Genomic DNA, 16,365 nt, shown 5'->3' on the forward strand with positions numbered 1-16,365 from the left:
TGCGTTGTGAAGGCACGTCGCGCGGTCCGCTCCCCGTGACGCAACGTGCGCCCCGATGTGACCTCAGACTGCGATCACATGTCGGGACAACCCGTCCAGTGTCTCCCGTAGCCGCTTCTCGAACGTTCCCCGCAGAGCTTTGCCCACCGGGCCGACCAGCAGCGGGCTCGTGACGTCGAGGTCGATGGTGACGGTGGTCGTGTCACCGGACGCGTCCAACCCCAGGCGCATGTGGATCTTCGAGCCGGTCGAACCCTTGCCGCGGAAGACGACCTCGCTCGGCGGCCGGAACGATTCCACCTCGAAGGTGATGGTGTCGACCAGGGCGGCCACCTTGATCTTCTCCACCATCGTCGCGCCGACCTCGATCGTGCTCGGCGGCAGCTCTTCCCAGCCGGCGTGCAGAGCGTGCCAGTGCTCGAAGGTGGTCACGTCGGAGACGGTTTCCCAGACCTTCTGCTGGGGCGCGGCGATGTTCCGGCTCACGGATGTGGGGCTCATTCGGATTCCTTTCGGATGCGGTCGACGAGGCAATCAGGCCATGTCGTTGACTCGATGTCAACATTGACACGAAGTCAACGAAACTCTACGTTCGGTGTCACAGATCGCATCTCCGCTCCTCAGGGGCCCGACCGAGAGTGACACCATGACGACACTGACCGAGTCCTCCGCACCGACCACGGGCATCGACACCGGTGCCGAGGTAGTACGACAGCTACGCGACCTGCTGCCGCAGCTGAAGTCCGGTGCCGCGGCGAACGAGCAGGCGCGCAGGTTGTCCGAGGACACGGTCGACGCCCTCCGCCGTTCCGGCGCGTTCCGGATCGCAGCGCCGGCCCGTTTCGGAGGGCTGGAGACGAACTTGCGGACGATGCTCGAGGTGTCTGCCACCATTGCCGAGGGTGACGGCGGCGCAGCGTGGGTCACCACGCTCTCCAACATCAATCACTGGGCACTCGGAATGTTCACCGAGCAAGCGCAGTCCGAGGTGTACGCGGACGGGCCGGACGTCATCATCTCCGGCGTCGTGTCGCCCACTGCCACCGCGCGACCGGTACCCGGCGGTTACCGCGTCAGCGGCCAGTGGCCGTACGCCTCGGCCAGTCTGCACGCCACGTGGTGCACCGGAGGCGTGGTGATCCTGGACGAGGACGAGACGGTGATGGATCAGGGAATGGCGCTGATCCCCCGAACCGATTACCACGTCGACGACACCTGGTACGTGGCCGGAATGCGCGCATCCGGCAGCAACACCGTCGTCGCAGACGACGTGTTCGTCCCCGAACATCGGATGCTCTCGATGATGGGTGCCTTCAGCGGTTCCTATGTCTCCGAGCGCACCGATTCCGCGTTCGCCAGGTCCGCGTTCGGCCCCATGCTGGTCATGGTCCTTGTCGGACCGCAGCTCGGAATGGGTCGAGTCGCACTGGAACTGGTGCGCACCAAGGCTGCGGAAAAGTCTCTCGCCTACACCGTGTTCGAGCGCCAGGCAGACTCGGTGGCGTTTCAGATGCTCGTGGCCGAGGCGGCTCTGAAGATCGACACCGCCCACCTGCACGCTTTCCGCGCAGCCGACGATGTCGAGCGGTGGGCGGACGCGGGGGAGTATCCGGACCTCCTCTCGCGGGCCCGTGTCCGCGGCGATGCTGCGACCGCGCTGCGCAGCATCAACGAGGCGCTCAACACGTTGCTCGATGCCACCGGCGCCGGCGCCTTCGCGGAGGTGAATGCGCTGCAGCGGATCTGGCGCGACTCGAACGTCGGTGCGCGCCACGCGGTGATGCTGCCCCGAGTGTCGATCGAGACGTACGGAAAGGCTCTGCTGGGGGTCGAGCTGCACGATCACATCACCCCGATCATCTGACGATCGCGGCCGTCACCTACTCACCCGGGTCGGCTCTTCCCGATACAGTGACGTCGTGTCGCGCCCGCCTGCCAAGATGACCGCCCGGTCCGCCCGGGCGGCGGAGACCCGCCAGCGACTCATCGACACCGCCGTCACGCTCTTCGCCGAGAACGACTACGACAAGGTCGGCGTCGGTGAGATCTCCAAGACGGCCGACGTCGCGCACGGGCTGTTGTTCCACTACTTCGGCACCAAGCGAGGCATCTACCTCGAGGCCATGCGATCGACCGCCGAGGCGATGGCGCGCGCGTTCGACGGCATCCCCGACGCAACCCCGGACAAGCAGATCCGGGCAGCGCTGACCGCACACCTGACATATCTGCGTGAACACCGTGGCCTGGCGCTGCGGATGGTCCTGGGCGGTCGAGGCGCCGATCCCGAGGCGTGGCAGGTATTCGAGAATGCCCGCACAGCAGCGCTCGTCGCCGCCGCTGCCATGCTCGGCATCGATCCCCACAACGACGCGATCAGGTTGGTCGGACGGACCGCCGTTGCCGCGGTGGACGAGACGAGTGCTCGGTGGCTGGAAGTGGAGAGTCGGTTCGACGTCGATGTCGTCGTCGACATGCTCGTCCACCTCATCGCCGGCTGTCTGAGATCTGTCCCGTTCCTCGATTCCACGGTCGACGTGGATCACGCGGTGGCCGTGCTACTCGGCGACTCCGCACCCGCGTAGCTCAGGTGGCATGGCCTGTGAGTGGCAGGATTGCCGGCGCCCCTCGACCGAACAGTGCCTCGCTTCCACATCGAAGCCGATCGCGCGTGCTCAGCTCGAAGGGTCGTCGAAGATTCCGGCTGACGCACGGTGGTGTGGTGGCTCCTGCTCCACGGCCGCGAGCACGCCGTGTGTGCCGGCCCGGTCGAGTGTGGTGACGACACCGTCGGCGAAGATGCCGTGCAACGCCGACGAGGGATGAAATCCGTCAGCGGCGAACATTCGATGTGACGGTTCGAAAGCCACGTCCGACAATAGAATTCGCGGACGCACGGCGATGAGTTCGCCGGCGATGGCATTGAACTCGTCGGCTCGGCGGCCGAGTACGGTTTTCAGCGGCGCGGGCAGGGCCGGGAACTCTGCAAGTGGGGCGAGCGGGATGAACAGGATTACCGCCTGAGGGGAGGCCTCGATGACGCGGTCGAGCAGTGCGGACAACTGAGCCCGCCAGGTCGCCCGTGAGTGCAGATTCTTCGTGTCGTTCACACCGACCGAGACGACCACGATGTCGGCAGCTCCGAGCACCGCGTCGTCGACGAGAGCCGACACCTCGCGTGCGGTCGCTCCCGATCTGCCGATGATCGTCCACTCGACGGGTCTGCTCGTTCGAGTACTGATCCGTGTCGCGAGATGTCCACCGAGAGCATCGGCATGCTGGTCGACTCCCACGGCAGCGGCGAGGCTGTCGCCCAACACTACGAGCTGCACAGCCCGCCCATCGGTCTCGCCGATCCGGCCTTTCAGGCCGAGTGCCGCGGGCAGGCGGGGAGTGGAGCGCCGCACTCGGATGCCCTGGGCGAGGACGATTACAGCTCGATGCCTGCTGAGCCATGCGAGGCGCAGAACACCGGAGAGGGTCACCGCGCGCTTCGCTCGGCGGCGTCGGCCTTGATCTGTTCGAAGCGAGAGCCCATGGCAGCCGAGAGGGCCTCGGCCGCGCGAAGTGGTCGCACCATCACCATGAAGTCGACGATCCGACCCTCGTCGTCGTACCGAAGGAAATCGCACCCGGTCACGGTCAGTCCGTTCACTGTCGCCTCGAAGACGAACGCGTGGTCTCGACCGTGTACGTCGTGGATCTCCCGGATGTAGTGGAAACCTTCGAACACCTGAAGGACGGTCCGGAGGATCGCGGAGATGATGGCCTTCCCTTGATAAGGGGCGAAGGCCACGGGGCTTCGGAACACGACGTCGTCCGCCAACATGTCGTCGACGGCATCGAGATCTCGCGCATCGATCGCCTGGCGGAAGGTCGTCATGACAGCCCCTAGTCAACTTGTTGAGTACGTCAGGGCGAGGCTACTGCGATGCAGGCACCGTGTCCAGGCTCGGCCCAGCTCGGCCCGACAGAATGTCGCGCACGTAGTCGCACCATCTGATGTTCTCCTCCTCGAAAGCAATTCCGCGTGCGAGGGTGAGGAAGTGCCCGATTCTCGTTGTGTCCGCGAGGTACTCGGCCTCTGTCTGTCCGTCGAGCAATACTTCTCGAGATTGTTTGTACTGCAGCAGTTTGCGGGTCGAGGCGGCCCCCCTTGTGTCAAGGTGCGCCATGATCGCGTGGACGTCTCCCACGTCCACTGCCTCGATCTGCACCAGTAGTTCGTCACGTACGGCTGTGGGCTTGGGTTCGCGAACGATGAACTGCTGCAGCGCTGCTCGGCCTTCGGGAGTAAGGCTGAACAGCCGCTTGTTCGGCCGTCGTCGCTGCTCGACCAAGCGCGCTTCGACGAGGCCCTCGGCTTCCAACTTCTCGAGTTCGCGATACAGCTGTTGCGAAGTGCAACTCCAGAAATTGGCCACCGCGATGTCGAAGCTTTTCGTCATGTCGTAACCGGAGGACTCACCGTCGAGGAGTGCGGCGAGGATCGCGTTCCGTAGAGCCATTGCGCGATGCTACATCGGGGTAGGTGTCGAATTGAGTACTCAGCGGCATCCTGGGCGCGACGTACCGTCGCGGTCGATGTGTGAAGGCTGCCCGGCGCAGACCACCCGAGCGATGAGCGTTTCGAACCTCCCGGTCCGATCGATGGCACGATGAGAAACAGAGGCGGCTCGGAACGGGGGCATCGGCGTGAACGACGGCGCCGACGGTGCCGCGGTGATCGTCACCTCCGCCGAGAATTCGGATGCACGTTCGCTCATGCACGCGACGAGCGCATCGGCGACGGCGGTGGCGGATGTGCTGTACGTGCACGGGTGCGGTCCCGATCGGGCTGCGATCGACGACAACGCGGTGTGCACGATCACGTCGGGTGATCCGTTGGATCGCTTGCGGTGGCCGGCGCTCGTCGAGCAATGTCGTCGCTGGGCGTGGGGTGGGTGCAGATCTATCCGATCGGTTCGGGTGATCGTGCATCGGGGACGATGCAGATGCATCGATGCACCCCGCCGACGCGTCGATGGCCCGGGGAAGTCGACGTCTTCGTTTCCAAGCTGGCCCGCGTGTTGGGTGATGACCTGGTCGGCCACGTCGGGATCGACGGTCTCATGCGTCACCATGTCGATCTGCAGTCTGCGAACATCGCGATCGGCATGCTGATGGCACGTCATGATCTGGCGGCAGACGATGCCTCGGCTCTGCTGCGGGCCCGCGTTCATGCGTTGTCGATCTCGTTGGTCGAGGTGGCCCGGTGGGTCATCGACGGTGGCGACGTCACTGCCGGAACGGTCTGACAGTGGTCGGATCGACCACCACGTCACCCTGCCTGCGTCGGGATCACGCGAGCCGTCGCGAGAGCGGATGACTACCGGGTCACGACTTTCGATCGGTGACGTCGTTCGAATGAGCCTCGACGTGCCCGACAAGCTGAGTCGCCTTCACTCGGTATGACGCGATCGTCCGGCCACGACCGGATCGGACCGGCAGCGCCACTTCACCTCGGCGAGGGGTTTTTGATGGGTCCACCTGCTTGATCCGACGATGTCGCAATCGGCACACTGCAGGTGACCACCTCGCTCCCGGTGCCACCTCATGCATGCGGACCACGTCGCACCAGTCCTCATCGCAGTGGTCGCGAGGTACCCCGACGCAGACAGGATCCTGACCATGACCGGCGGACGAGACCGACGCATCGCCCCGAAGGCGACGGAACTGATCGCAGCGTGTTGGACGTCGGCGGGTGATGTCCGCCCCGACGCGCCACACCCTGTGAGTCCGATTCCGATCGCGGACCGGATCACGGCGGTCTCCGATGCCGGGTTCGCCGGCATGGGGATCGTCGCCGCGGACCTCGCGGTCATTCGCGACGACATCGGACTACCGGCCCTGCGGAGCATGCTCGACGATTCACCGTTGCGGTATGTCGAGATCGAACTGCTGGAACGGTGGTGGATCCCCAGAGGAGAGAACGGAAGCACCCACGACACTCGCGACCTGCTGCTGGAGGCCGCCGAGATCCTCCGGCCGACGCACATCAAGATCGGCTCGGAGAATGCGCCGCCCCGGGACCTCGAACCCTTGGTCGACGCCTTACGCGTGTTGACCCGCGAGGCCGCGGAGCGCGGCACCCGCATCGCCATCGAACCGATGCCGTTCTCGATCATCTCCACCATCCCGGATGGGGCCGACCTCGCCCGCGCCACAGGAGATCCCGCGTGCGGCGTGATCGTCGATGCCTGGCACGTCTTCCGCGCCGGCACCACCTTCGACGAACTGCGATCTTCCCTGACCGGCGACGTCGTGTTCGGTGTGGAACTCGACGACGCCGACGAGGACGTCGTCGGATCATTGTTCGACGACACGATCGACAATCGGCGACTGTGCGGTGAGGGAGTGTTCGACCTGAACGGACTGATCAGTGTTCTGCGCGAGGTCGGATACGACGGAACCTGGGGTGTCGAGATCTTGTCCGACGACTTCCGGCGCATGCCCCTCGATCTCGCCCTCACCCGAGCGCACGCGAGCGCAGTCGCACTGGTGCATCCCCTGCCATGACGTCCGGTCGGCGAGGTCCGTTCACTGTCAGATGATCGTGGGGAGTACACCGCCGCCGGCGCGAGTGGCTGGGCCATCGATGGCCGAGGAACGAGGACTTGCCACCAACGTGACCGGGTCTCAGACCTCCTCGCTCACCAGCGACGACGTCAGATCCTTCGGCGGGACGTGCTGGGGGACGCGCACCCCGGCTCATATGATCCGTCGCGTCCGATCTCCTCGACGAGCGGACCCTGCGACACTGTGGTGTTCGCCCACCCCGAGTCCTGCAGCCTCAAGGACACCGTCCACCTCCGGTGGTGGTGGATCCTGCAAATAGTTGTGTTTTCCTAACAAAAACTCTTGATGTCGGAACGTCGCGTTGTTAGCGTGATGTGGACGCACTGGTTTCGCATTCGTGAAGCCGGTACCGACCGACGGAGAGGCACGACGTGACCAGCAACCTTCCGACCCCTCGAGAGTTGGCCGTCCCGACGGCCCTGATGACACTGCTGCACACGGCGGACGGGCGCCCGTATCAGCGGTTCGGCCCGGCCAAGTGCACCGCGTTGGCCGAGCTCGCGGAGCTGTCCATAGACCGGATCGTCGACATCGACGGTGACCTGATTCTCGGCGCGCGGGTCGACGTGAGTGATCTCGAATGGGTGTCCACACTCGCCGACTCCCTCGACCGAGCAACCGCGACCCGGCCCATCAAGATTCGGCACTGGCTGCGTCGGAGGTCTCGTGCTTATGTGGAGCATCGCGACCGTGCGGCCGACGACGGGGTGCTCGAACGCGGCCGGGCCCGAGTTCTCGGTGTGCCCTACCGCACCACGAGGGCGGCGCCTGCAACGCGCAGCCGCGTGATCGCGGACCTGGTGAACCCGGTGTGCGACGACCCGAGGGTCGATGCTCTCGCGGCGATCGTCGTGGGCGCCGACATCGTCTCTGTGCTGGATGTGGCAGCGGAGGAGCGCGAGCAGATCGCAGTCAAGGCGTCGACAGCCGGCCGCCTCGGCTCGGTGGGGCTGTCGGCGCCGATGGTGGCAGCCCTGGCGACCGTCGGCTATCTGACGCTCACCGGAGGCTGACCGAATACCGCGTGCTCAGCAGCCGTCGGGAAGATAGGCATCAGGACCGTCCCCTGTACGACGTTCTGCGCCACCAGGATCACCAGGGCCGCGACGACGAGAGTCATTCGCCGGTGCCCCCGTCGATGCACTGCCGCAGGAGGTCTGCGTGGCCGTTGTGCCGGGCGTACTCCTCGATCATGTGCAGGTGGATCCAGCGCAGCGAGACCGGCCGGCCGTCGACCGTGCCGACCGACAACGTGTCCAGGTCGATGTTCGCGGCGAAGCCCCGACTGTCGTGGACGGCCCTGTCGTAGGCGGCGAACACCTCCGCGACAGGTGCCGAGTCGAGGCTGTCGAAGTCTCCGTCGGGCTCGGCGTCCGAGTAGTACAGAGGCGGGTGTTCTCGGCCCGCGAGCCGTCGTGCGTACCAACTTCGTTCGACTTCTGTCAGGTGCCTCACCAAGCCGAGAAGGGACAGAGTGGAAGGCGGTATCGACCGCGCTGCCAAGTGCGCGTCGGTGAGTCCGCGGCACTTCCACAGCAAAGTGGCTCTGTGGTAGTCCAACCACGATTCGAGCATGGTCACTTCGTCTGCGACGAAGGGCGGTTCCACGCGGTTCACAGCGTCGGTCATGGTCGAACTCTATGTCCGGACACCGGCACGCGTGGTCGACCGCATGAACGCTACGGATTCACGTGACCAGTGCAGAGGACCGCCCAGTTCACTCTGTCAGTGAAAAGCGGGCTCCGGTCGCGGAGGTGCCGTCGAGGACCATCTGGCGCGGACGGTGGTCCCTGCGGGCGAACGATCGACTGTCGACGAGGTGCTCAATGCTGCGACGAGTCGCAGACCGTTACCGCGAAGAGCGTTGTGCACCGGCAGTTTCCACTGTCCGAGATCAGCGACGGTCACGTCCAGCGTGCCGTCGTCCATCGAGAAGGTGACGCTGATCTGCATCGTGCCGACACCGTCCGTGTCGAGGTACGCGTGGTCGACGACATTGGCCATCGCTTCGTACACCGCCAGCACCACATCGGCTCTGCAGGCGTCGTCGAACGGCAGGATGTGAAGCCAGGCGGCGAGCGCTCTGCGTACGGCGCCGATGCACAGGGCATCGGCGGGGACACCGGACACGACGAAGTCCGGGTTCCGGGCGCTCGGGCGGACGGTTCCGTCCGCGGTACCTCCGTGCGTCGCATCCAGCACGCCTGCCGCGCGACCGTTCAGGACGTCACCGCGGCCAGTGCCGACTCGAGGTCGGCGTGCAGTGTCAGTATCTCGTCCATCCCGACCAGCGTCAGTGGGCGGGTGGTGGCGGGCCTGTTCGAGACGACAGCGAGCGCGACGAGTGCGCCGAGTCGGCGGTGCGTGTCGACGAGGGCCGTCATGCCGGTGGAGGAGAGAAAGTCGACGTCGGTCAGGTCGATGATGACTGCGGAGGGCGCCGTCTCGGACAATGCCCGGTCGAGTTCCGCTGTCAGCATCGGCGTGGACTCGAGGTCCAGATCGCCGCGGACCGACACAATGAGTACAGTCCCGTTGCGGGCGGCGGTGACCTGGACGGATCGTCGGTCGACGTCCTGTTCGCGTGCGCGATCAAGGGTCACAGCGGTACCGCCACGACCGAGGTGACCGTGCGTTCCGCAAGCACCGTCACACGCACGTTCTCTCGTTGCGATTGCTCGACCAGAGCGGCGAAGGCCGCGTCCGCGGTGATACCCCGCACTGCCATGACGATGCCCTTCGCCTGTTCGATGCAGGCGCGGGTCTCCATCGCTCTGCGGAGGTTGCCTGACTCTTCGCGAGCGTCCGCGGTGTGCCGCGATTCCCACACCGCGACCTCCACGGCAGTCACGAGGACTTTGACCAGCACCTCGTCGATGTCGCTGAAGCCGTGGTCGCCGAAGCTGTAGATGTTCAGCGATCCCGCATGTTCGGAATCCACATCCAGGGGTGCCGACAGGAAGCTGCGCACACCGGCCTCGGAGGCTGCCGCGGCGAAGAGCGGCCATCGCGCCGCAGCATCCTCGACCTGAACGCACACGATGCGCCCGGTCCGGGCGGCTTCGAGGCAGGGCCCCTCATTCACGCGGTACTGATCGGCGTCGATGTCGCTGACTCGGGAATCCGACCGTGCCGCGGTCTCAGGGTTCGCCGCGTCGTGATGCAGGAGGGTCACCCCGGCCATGTCCGCTCCGGGGATCGCGGCGACCGCCTGTTCGCACAAGCCCTGGAGGAGGATCTCGAACCGACTGTGCGACAGCAGGAGTCCACGAAAGACGTCCAATGCGGCCGCGGCGCTGTGATCGTCCGGGGGCAGGCCGGACGTGCCCGAATCCGTCATGCGGAGTCCTCTGTGGTGCAGTCATGACACCTGTCGACGTGCGCGGAGGACGCTGCGCGGTGATGACTTCACCGGACGCGCCTCACCGTACGCCGCGGGTCAACCCCACCCACGGTATGTCGCAACGCGTGACCACAGGACGTCCGGTCGATGCTCGTCGGACGCAGACCGACTAGTGACGTGTGGGTGCGCGGGAGGTGACCCGGAGCAGGAATGCGCGGTCACGACCACGGGATACTGCGGCCGGGTTGTGAGACCGCCAGACAATGGTTCGGCCGCGCTCTCGGTAGGAGGCCCGAATCTAAAATTACCGCATGGAGCACCCAGAAGTTCGCCGAAACGGCCTGTCATGACTGCCACAGTGGAGCAGAAAGGCTCTGTCTCCGTCGAGATCGACGGTGCGGTCGCATGGGCCGTGATCAGCAATCCGACCCGTCGCAACGCATTGAGCGCAGCCATGATGCGCGATCTGCACGCGCGACTGCAAGAGCTGGACACACGCCCCGACATCCGCGCCATCGTGCTACGCGGGGAAGGTTCGGAGGCATTCGTCTCCGGAGCAGATATCTCGGAGTTCGAGTCGCAGCACGGTTCCACCGATGCCAAGCAGGCCGCCGACGACGCCATAGCCGCGTTGTTCTTCGGACTCGCCGCCATGCACACGCCGACCATCGCGATGGTGCACGGCTTCTGCATGGGCGCCGGCGTCGCCGTCGCGCTCACCGCGGACATCCGCATCGCCGATGAGGCGTGCGCGTTCGCGATTCCCGCTGCACGTCTGGGAATCGCATACCCGGTTCCGCCGACGCGCGTGCTGCAGCGCATGGTCGGCTCCGGTCACGCCGCCGAGATGCTGTACACCGGCGGTCGCGTCACCGCAGAGACCGCGCTCTCCATCGGTCTCGTGAATCGGGTGGTTCCGAAAGACCAGTTGCACGAAGCCGTGCGCACCCTCGCGACGACCATCGCGGCCAATTCGCCCATGTCGGTGCGGGCTGCAAAGGTGGCCCTCGCGAGCGACCTCTACCCCGAGATGCTCTCCGAGGCCGAGGCTTTCGTGGCCATGTGCACCGGCTCGGACGATGCCGTGGAAGGTGGGCGCGCCTTCATGGAGAAGCGGCGACCCAAGTTCACAGGCGTCATGTCCTGACGCAGTCCGGCAACCACGTTCGGATCGATGTTCCGTCCACAGAATGAGGCCCTCAGCGCGACGACTCGCGCTGAGGGCCTCTCCGGTGCCGACGGGCAGATCTAGGACGCCGGCCGACCGGGCTGCGATCTGCCGGCCCGCGTCGACCTTGTGCGGGACTTCGAGGAAGTGCGCCCAGGAACCGTTGTGTGACAACACCGCAGAACTCACAGTCGGTCAGTCGGTCGGCACGAAAGGGCCTCCGTATTCGCGGAGGTGGCCGATGCGTCCTTCGCGGAGGGTGATCACGGAGACGTAGCGGCGGCGGAGGCGACCGTCGCGGTCCGCCCGTCGGAGAATGGCCTCGTATTCGCAGACCGTGACCTCCGGATCATGCGTCGCACGGACGGCGTGAAACGTGACCTCGTCGAACCAGAGAAAGCCGTCGAGGTCTGCGGCCATCTTCTCGATGGCAGGTCGCCCCACGATCGGCGGCGGGTCACCGGTCCCGTCGAAAGGCACGTCGATGACGGCATCGTGGTGGAACAGGTCCGGGAACGAGGTGATCCCCTCGTCGATGTGGCCTTCGAGGGCAGCGGCGAAGGCAGTGACCGCGGCGGCGAAATGCGGGGTTTCCATCGGAGTCAGCCGGCCCGCACGTTGGCGATGCCGCCGTCGATGTCGAGAACTGTTCCATGGGCGAAGGATGCTTCGCCGGACACCAGAAATCGCACCGCGAAAGCGATGTCGACCGGGCGCACGGGTGTCCCGGCGACGGTACCTCGGGTCACCTCGGCGAGGGCCTCGGCTGCGGCAACGTTGCCGGGAGTGGCAGTGGCGCCCGGTGACACGGTGTTGACGTTCACGCCGTGCGGACCGAACTCCGCGGACCAGGTGCGGGTCATCTGCTCCAACGCAGCCTTGGAGGCGGTGTACGCCGCGCCGGCCGGAACACCCACCCGCGACATCCACGAGCCGATGTTCACGATCGCCCCGGTTCCTCGCTCGATCATCGCGGGCGCGAGCTCGGCCACGAGCACGTGCGGCGCCCGGATGTTCGTTGCCAGCACGGCGTCGAGATCATCGTCCGCGAGCATCGCTGTCGGCAGTACCGGGTAGATGCCCGCGTTGTTGACGAGAATGTCTGCCCGCCCACCCAAGGCCTCGACCGCCGCGGCGGCGAAATCGCGGATCTCTCCGAAGCCGCCCGACAGATCGGCCGGGACGGCGTGAGCGGCTCCGCCGGCGGCACTGATGGCGTCGACGACCCCCTGCGTCCGCCGAACATCTCGACCGCTGACGACGACGTCGGCACCGGATGCGGCGAGGACGCGGGCGATCGCCTCACCGATGCCGCTCGACGACCCGGTCACGATCGCGGTGCGACCTGCGAGTCGAGTGTCGGAGGGGAGGGACTCGAGTAATTCCAGATTGGACTGCATGGTCCATTCTTAGCAGAGCTGGACCCTGTGGTCCACTTCGGTACGATCGGTGCATGAACGAGACGAAGCTCACCGAGCGTGGACGTCGAACTCGGCAGCGCATCATCGAAGCGACCGGGGAACAGATCCTGGCATCCGGGATCGGTGGGACGACCCTCGACACCGTGCGCGCGGCCACGTTGACCAGCAAGAGTCAGCTGTTCCATTACTTCCCCGGCGGGAAGACGGAGCTCGTGCGAGAGGTCGCCGTCTGGGAGGGCCGACAGCTGTTCGCAGCGCAGGAGCCCGAGATCCACGACCTGGGCTCGTGGGGGTCCTGGGAGCGGTGGCGGGCGGGCCTGGTCGAGTACTACATCGGTCGAGGTCGCTGGGCCTGCCCGATCGGATCGCTCGCGACGCAGGCTGCAGCCGTCGATGCCGAGCTCGACCGGACCGTTGCCGAGGGGATGCGAGCGTGGCGCAGCGCTCTCGCTGCCGGGGTCCTGAGGATGCGGACGGTGGGACTGGTAGCGGAGTCCGCAGATCCCGGGCGGATCTCGGTCTCCATCCTGGCGGCGATCCAGGGCGGGCTCGTCCTCAGCCAGCCGGAAAGGTCGGCGTGGCCGCTCGAGGCCGCCCTCGATTCAGCCCTCTCCCCACTCCGAAGTGCAGAGGTGGCGGCCACGCCGGCGGAGGAGAACGTGGCCCCGGCGCCGCCGCCGGAGACGACCCCCTGCCAGAAACGCCGCTGATCTCGACCGGTCACACACCCGAATGCGGGTGACCGATCTGGTGGGGGCATCCGCGGCACCGAAGGGGACAGGTGTTTGTCCCGATCACGAGCGGGCATCGACTGTGTTCCATGCGAAGCCGCGAGGGACGGTCTGAGCAGCGTCGAGCGCAGGAGGACGTCGGATGCGGGACGAGTACGACGGCGGGAGAGGTGGCACGTCGCCGGCGGCATTGTTGGCGGAGATGGCGGTGGACGCGGCGGGTGTCGACGGTGCGGCGGTTGCAGTCATCGCGGGAGCCCCGTTGGTCCGGGAGTTGATTCACAGCACCGATCCCGCGGCGACTCGTATCGACGAGTTGCAGTTCACCATCGGTGAGGGTCCGTGTCTGGAAGCCTTCCGCACCCGTGAACCGCACCTGGTGCCGGATCTGCTCGACCCCACCGCGTCGGCGCGGTGGCCGGCGTTCGCCTCGGCGGTGCTCGAGGAGCTCGAGGTGCGCTCGGTGTTCGCGTTCCCGCTGGCTGCCGGGGAGTCGACCATCGGGTCGCTGGAGTTGTACCGCACCGCGCCGGGGGAGCTGACCGTGGTGCAGCACACCACAGCCGCGACGATCGCCGCGATGATCGGGCCGGCGTTGGTGGCGGAGGTTGCCGCCACGAGCCCGGCCGACGAGGAGGCAGGGCTCGAACACGCTGCTGCGGAGGAGTTCTCGCGCGCGGAGGTGCACACGGCCATCGGGATGCTCGCTGCCCGGTTGCGTATCCCGATCGACGATGCGGCGGTTCGGCTCCGCGGGCACGCGTACGCCGAATCGCAACCCATCAGCAGCGTCGCCCGGGACCTGATGCGGCGTGTACTCGACCCCCGAATTCTCGACGATTGACCGCGCTCGTGTCCGCGACGCCGTCTCGACCTCGTGGGGCGGTCGAGCGCATTCCGAGTGAGCGCGACCTCAGAGACCCACCCACTCGCTGGTACCGCCGGGAAACTGCTGGCGTTTCCAGATGGGTACCTCGGTCTTGATGCGATCGACCAACGCCTGCAACGCTGCGAACGCCTCGGCGCGGTGCGGGGATGCGACCGCGGCGACGAGAGCGGTGTCACCGATCGTGAGGTCGCCGACGCGATGCACGGCCGCCGTCGGCAGGCCCGACGACGCGGCCACGTCCTCGCAGCAGCGCCGGAGGAACTTCTCGGCGTCGGGGTGGGCTCGGTACTCGAGTGCGGACACCGACTCGCCGTGGTCGTGGTCGCGCACGACTCCCCAGAACACCAGCACGGCGCCGCGTTCGGGGCCGGTGACGGCGTCGGCGACCTCCGCTGGATCGATGGGATCGCTCGAGATCCTGGCGAGAACCGTTGTCCTCGGGCGCCTGTCGCCCACGTCGGATGCTGAAGCAGCACCCGGCGTACCGGCAGCGGCGTGTCGATACGGCGGGCACTCCGTCTTCGGCCGCCCGCCAGTGGTGTTGCTCTGGACCATGAACCGTCTCTTCCGCTCGTGGTGATCAGATGTGGCCGCTCGATCAGAGCACTGTCGCCGTGACCGTCGCGCCGGCATCGAGGGAAGGAACCTCGCCGTCCAGCTCCACGAGACAGCGCGCCTCCCGTACCGCCCCGAGTCCGTGTCGTCCCGAACCGGTGAGAAGAGCGAGCGACCCGTCGGGGCGTTCGGCGGCGAGATCCAGAGTGTGTCGGCCGGGCCTCCTGACCAGCGGGTCGGCCAGAGGTATCTGCACGGTGGGCCTGTTGTCCGGCACCAGACCCATGGCGCGCCGGAGAATCGGTCGCGCGAGGATTTCGAACGAGGCGTAGGCCGCGAGGGGGTTGCCGGGAAACGTCAGCAGAGTCGTACCGAAGGCGGTCCCGGCACCCTGCGGCCGCCCGGGCGACATCGAGACGCCGGTGAAACGCACGCCGTGGGGCGTGAGCGTCTGCTTGACCACCTCGTGATCCCCCGTGCTGACTCCGCCCGAGGTGATGACGACGTCCGCACGTGCTCCGAGGTCTTCGAGGTGTGCACGAAGCCGGTTCACCGAATCCGACACGGCGACACAGGCGACGAGTTCGGCGCCGCAGTCCTCGACCGCGGCGGACAGGAGTGCCGAGTTCGCATCGTGGATCGAACCGTGTCGCAGGGGAGCGGAGGTGTCGACGATCTCGGCGCCGGTCGACACCACGGCGACACGGATTCGACGATGCACGAGAACCTGCCCCACACCGGACGCGGCCAGCAGTCCGATCCGCGACGGTGTCAGGACCGTACCCGCACCGAAGAGCCGCTCGGGAGGCATGAGGTCCTCGCCGGTCCGCCGCACGTGCGCACCGAGCGTGCCGGGACGACGAAACGCCACCTGCAGCCCGTCGTACCGAGCGTCCTCCACCGGCACCACCGCGTCGGCCCCGACAGGAAGGGGTGCGCCGGTCATGATGCGCGCCACCGTTCCCGCGCGCAGCTCTTTCGGTACCGGGTGTCCTGCGGGTATCAGGTGGGACACGGGGAGCCGAACCAGCGCGTCCGATCCGGCAGTGGCCAGGTCAGCGGTATGCACCGCATATCCGTCGACTGCGGAGTTGTCGAACGGCGGGAGCGGGATCGACGCGGTCACTTCCTCGGCCAGGACGAGTCCCGTGGCCGCCGCCAGCGGTGTCAGCACTGTCGGCGTACGCGAGATCAGGCCGGCGATGATCCTTCGGTGCTGCTCCACCGTCCGCAGGCTCGGTGCCGACGGCATCACGGCGAGGGTGCGCCGACGACGACCGCGGACACGAGGGCCGTGTCCACGCCGGTGGCACCGAACTTCGCTGCGCCGCCCGGAGATCCGATGATGTCGAAGAAGTCCACGTTGGTCGAGATGTACGCGGACCACTGAGTGGGCACGTCCTCCTCGTAGAAGATCGCCTCCACCGGACACACCGGTTCACACGCTCCGCAGTCGACGCATTCGTCCGGATGGATGTAGAGCATGCGGTCACCCTGATACATGCAGTCGACGGGGCACTCCTCGATGCAGGCCCTGTCCAGAACATCGACGCACGGCTCCGCCACCACGTAAGTCATGAAAACCCCTTCTATGTCGAAAGCAATAGTACAGAGATACGAGTGCAGCGCAACGCATCTCGTGA

The 16,365-nt window shown here is 66.5% G+C and carries 21 protein-coding genes; 8 read left to right on the forward strand and 13 right to left on the reverse strand.

Translation table 11 applies throughout. The features are described from left to right. Nucleotides 1–63: 63 nt before the first annotated feature. Nucleotides 64–501: an SRPBCC family protein gene (locus HQ325_RS04210; RefSeq protein ID WP_027507094.1), complete on the reverse strand. Its 438-nt coding sequence runs from the start codon at nt 499–501 to the stop codon at nt 64–66. Between the two features lie 145 nt (nt 502–646). Here HQ325_RS04210 and HQ325_RS04215 point away from each other — a divergent pair, with 145 nt between their 5' ends. Together HQ325_RS04215 and HQ325_RS04220 are read left to right on the forward strand one after the other, a co-directional pair. Continuing rightward, the gene (locus HQ325_RS04215; protein WP_222626843.1) at nt 647–1,864 is read left to right on the forward strand and encodes an oxidoreductase; all 1,218 of its coding nucleotides are present in this window, start codon (nt 647–649) and stop codon (nt 1,862–1,864) included. Nucleotides 1,865–1,919: 55 nt separating this feature from the next. Further along, nucleotides 1,920–2,582, forward strand: coding sequence for a TetR/AcrR family transcriptional regulator (locus tag HQ325_RS04220; RefSeq protein WP_222626844.1), 663 nt, complete (start codon nt 1,920–1,922; stop codon nt 2,580–2,582). 90 nt (nt 2,583–2,672) lie between these two features. Here HQ325_RS04220 and HQ325_RS04225 read toward each other — a convergent pair whose 3' ends face one another. The 3 genes from HQ325_RS04225 to HQ325_RS04235 are packed head-to-tail and all read right to left on the reverse strand — an operon-like array spanning nt 2,673 to nt 4,505. After that, complete coding sequence (locus HQ325_RS04225) at nt 2,673–3,482, reverse strand: SGNH/GDSL hydrolase family protein (protein ID WP_222626845.1); 810 nt, start codon at nt 3,480–3,482, stop codon at nt 2,673–2,675. Continuing rightward, the gene (locus HQ325_RS04230) at nt 3,479–3,880 is read right to left on the reverse strand and encodes a nuclear transport factor 2 family protein (protein ID WP_222626846.1); all 402 of its coding nucleotides are present in this window, start codon (nt 3,878–3,880) and stop codon (nt 3,479–3,481) included. The genes HQ325_RS04225 and HQ325_RS04230 overlap by 4 nt, the downstream gene beginning before the upstream one ends. Before the next feature lie 40 nt (nt 3,881–3,920). Continuing rightward, entirely contained in the window at nt 3,921–4,505 is a 585-nt protein-coding gene (locus HQ325_RS04235; RefSeq protein WP_222626847.1) for a PadR family transcriptional regulator, read from the reverse strand. Between the two features lie 558 nt (nt 4,506–5,063). On the opposite strand from HQ325_RS04235, the gene HQ325_RS04240 reads away from it, so the two are divergent. The 3 genes from HQ325_RS04240 (at nt 5,064) to HQ325_RS04250 (ending at nt 7,628) form a co-directional block, all read left to right on the forward strand. Beyond that, nucleotides 5,064–5,294: an ANTAR domain-containing protein gene (locus tag HQ325_RS04240; RefSeq protein ID WP_222626848.1), complete on the forward strand. Its 231-nt coding sequence runs from the start codon at nt 5,064–5,066 to the stop codon at nt 5,292–5,294. A 373-nt stretch (nt 5,295–5,667) separates the two neighbouring features. Next, nucleotides 5,668–6,555 carry a sugar phosphate isomerase/epimerase gene (locus tag HQ325_RS04245; RefSeq protein WP_222626849.1) on the forward strand — a complete coding sequence of 296 codons (888 nt, stop codon included), beginning with the start codon at nt 5,668–5,670 and terminating at the stop codon, nt 6,553–6,555. A 431-nt stretch (nt 6,556–6,986) separates the two neighbouring features. Beyond that, nucleotides 6,987–7,628, forward strand: coding sequence for a GPP34 family phosphoprotein (locus tag HQ325_RS04250; RefSeq protein WP_222626850.1), 642 nt, complete (start codon nt 6,987–6,989; stop codon nt 7,626–7,628). 103 nt (nt 7,629–7,731) lie between these two features. On the opposite strand, the gene HQ325_RS04255 is transcribed toward HQ325_RS04250, so the two are convergent. From HQ325_RS04255 to HQ325_RS04270, 4 genes are all read right to left on the reverse strand, one after another. Then, complete coding sequence (locus HQ325_RS04255; protein ID WP_222626851.1) at nt 7,732–8,244, reverse strand: DinB family protein; 513 nt, start codon at nt 8,242–8,244, stop codon at nt 7,732–7,734. Nucleotides 8,245–8,340: 96 nt separating this feature from the next. After that, nucleotides 8,341–8,817 (reverse strand): ATP-binding protein, encoded by a 477-nt coding sequence (locus HQ325_RS04260; RefSeq protein WP_308014245.1) that lies wholly within the window; start codon nt 8,815–8,817, stop codon nt 8,341–8,343. A gap of 17 nt (nt 8,818–8,834) precedes the next feature. Continuing rightward, nucleotides 8,835–9,218 carry an STAS domain-containing protein gene (locus tag HQ325_RS04265; RefSeq protein ID WP_222626852.1) on the reverse strand — a complete coding sequence of 128 codons (384 nt, stop codon included), beginning with the start codon at nt 9,216–9,218 and terminating at the stop codon, nt 8,835–8,837. Continuing rightward, nucleotides 9,215–9,955: a GAF and ANTAR domain-containing protein gene (locus HQ325_RS04270; RefSeq protein WP_222626853.1), complete on the reverse strand. Its 741-nt coding sequence runs from the start codon at nt 9,953–9,955 to the stop codon at nt 9,215–9,217. The genes HQ325_RS04265 and HQ325_RS04270 overlap by 4 nt, the downstream gene beginning before the upstream one ends. Nucleotides 9,956–10,304: 349 nt before the next feature. Here HQ325_RS04270 and HQ325_RS04275 point away from each other — a divergent pair, with 349 nt between their 5' ends. Next, nucleotides 10,305–11,105 carry an enoyl-CoA hydratase-related protein gene (locus tag HQ325_RS04275; protein ID WP_222626854.1) on the forward strand — a complete coding sequence of 267 codons (801 nt, stop codon included), beginning with the start codon at nt 10,305–10,307 and terminating at the stop codon, nt 11,103–11,105. Nucleotides 11,106–11,321: 216 nt separating this feature from the next. Here the strand turns inward: HQ325_RS04275 and HQ325_RS04280 are convergent, their stop codons facing one another. After that, the gene (locus HQ325_RS04280) at nt 11,322–11,723 is read right to left on the reverse strand and encodes a nuclear transport factor 2 family protein (protein WP_222626855.1); all 402 of its coding nucleotides are present in this window, start codon (nt 11,721–11,723) and stop codon (nt 11,322–11,324) included. A 5-nt stretch (nt 11,724–11,728) separates the two neighbouring features. Then, nucleotides 11,729–12,526 (reverse strand): SDR family NAD(P)-dependent oxidoreductase, encoded by a 798-nt coding sequence (locus HQ325_RS04285; RefSeq protein ID WP_222626856.1) that lies wholly within the window; start codon nt 12,524–12,526, stop codon nt 11,729–11,731. Nucleotides 12,527–12,579: 53 nt separating this feature from the next. On the opposite strand from HQ325_RS04285, the gene HQ325_RS04290 reads away from it, so the two are divergent. Then, nucleotides 12,580–13,257, forward strand: a complete 678-nt coding sequence (locus tag HQ325_RS04290; protein WP_222626857.1) for a TetR/AcrR family transcriptional regulator — start codon at nt 12,580–12,582, stop codon at nt 13,255–13,257. Nucleotides 13,258–13,420: 163 nt separating this feature from the next. Continuing rightward, nucleotides 13,421–14,122, forward strand: coding sequence for a GAF and ANTAR domain-containing protein (locus HQ325_RS04295; protein WP_222626858.1), 702 nt, complete (start codon nt 13,421–13,423; stop codon nt 14,120–14,122). A gap of 69 nt (nt 14,123–14,191) precedes the next feature. Here the strand turns inward: HQ325_RS04295 and HQ325_RS04300 are convergent, their stop codons facing one another. The 3 genes from HQ325_RS04300 to fdxA all read right to left on the reverse strand — a co-directional run bounded on the left by HQ325_RS04300 (nt 14,192) and on the right by fdxA (nt 16,300). Beyond that, the gene (locus tag HQ325_RS04300; protein WP_307109756.1) at nt 14,192–14,623 is read right to left on the reverse strand and encodes a molybdenum cofactor biosynthesis protein MoaE; all 432 of its coding nucleotides are present in this window, start codon (nt 14,621–14,623) and stop codon (nt 14,192–14,194) included. 142 nt (nt 14,624–14,765) lie between these two features. Next, nucleotides 14,766–15,974: a gephyrin-like molybdotransferase Glp gene (gene glp, locus HQ325_RS04305; protein ID WP_222626860.1), complete on the reverse strand. Its 1,209-nt coding sequence runs from the start codon at nt 15,972–15,974 to the stop codon at nt 14,766–14,768. Beyond that, nucleotides 15,974–16,300, reverse strand: coding sequence for a ferredoxin (gene fdxA / locus HQ325_RS04310; RefSeq protein WP_027507114.1), 327 nt, complete (start codon nt 16,298–16,300; stop codon nt 15,974–15,976). Before fdxA ends, glp begins: the two co-directional genes overlap by 1 nt. Nucleotides 16,301–16,365: the final 65 nt, after the last annotated feature.

This window comes from Rhodococcus sp. BP-349, assembly GCF_019835845.1.
Classification (GTDB): Bacteria; Actinomycetota; Actinomycetes; order Mycobacteriales; family Mycobacteriaceae; genus Rhodococcoides.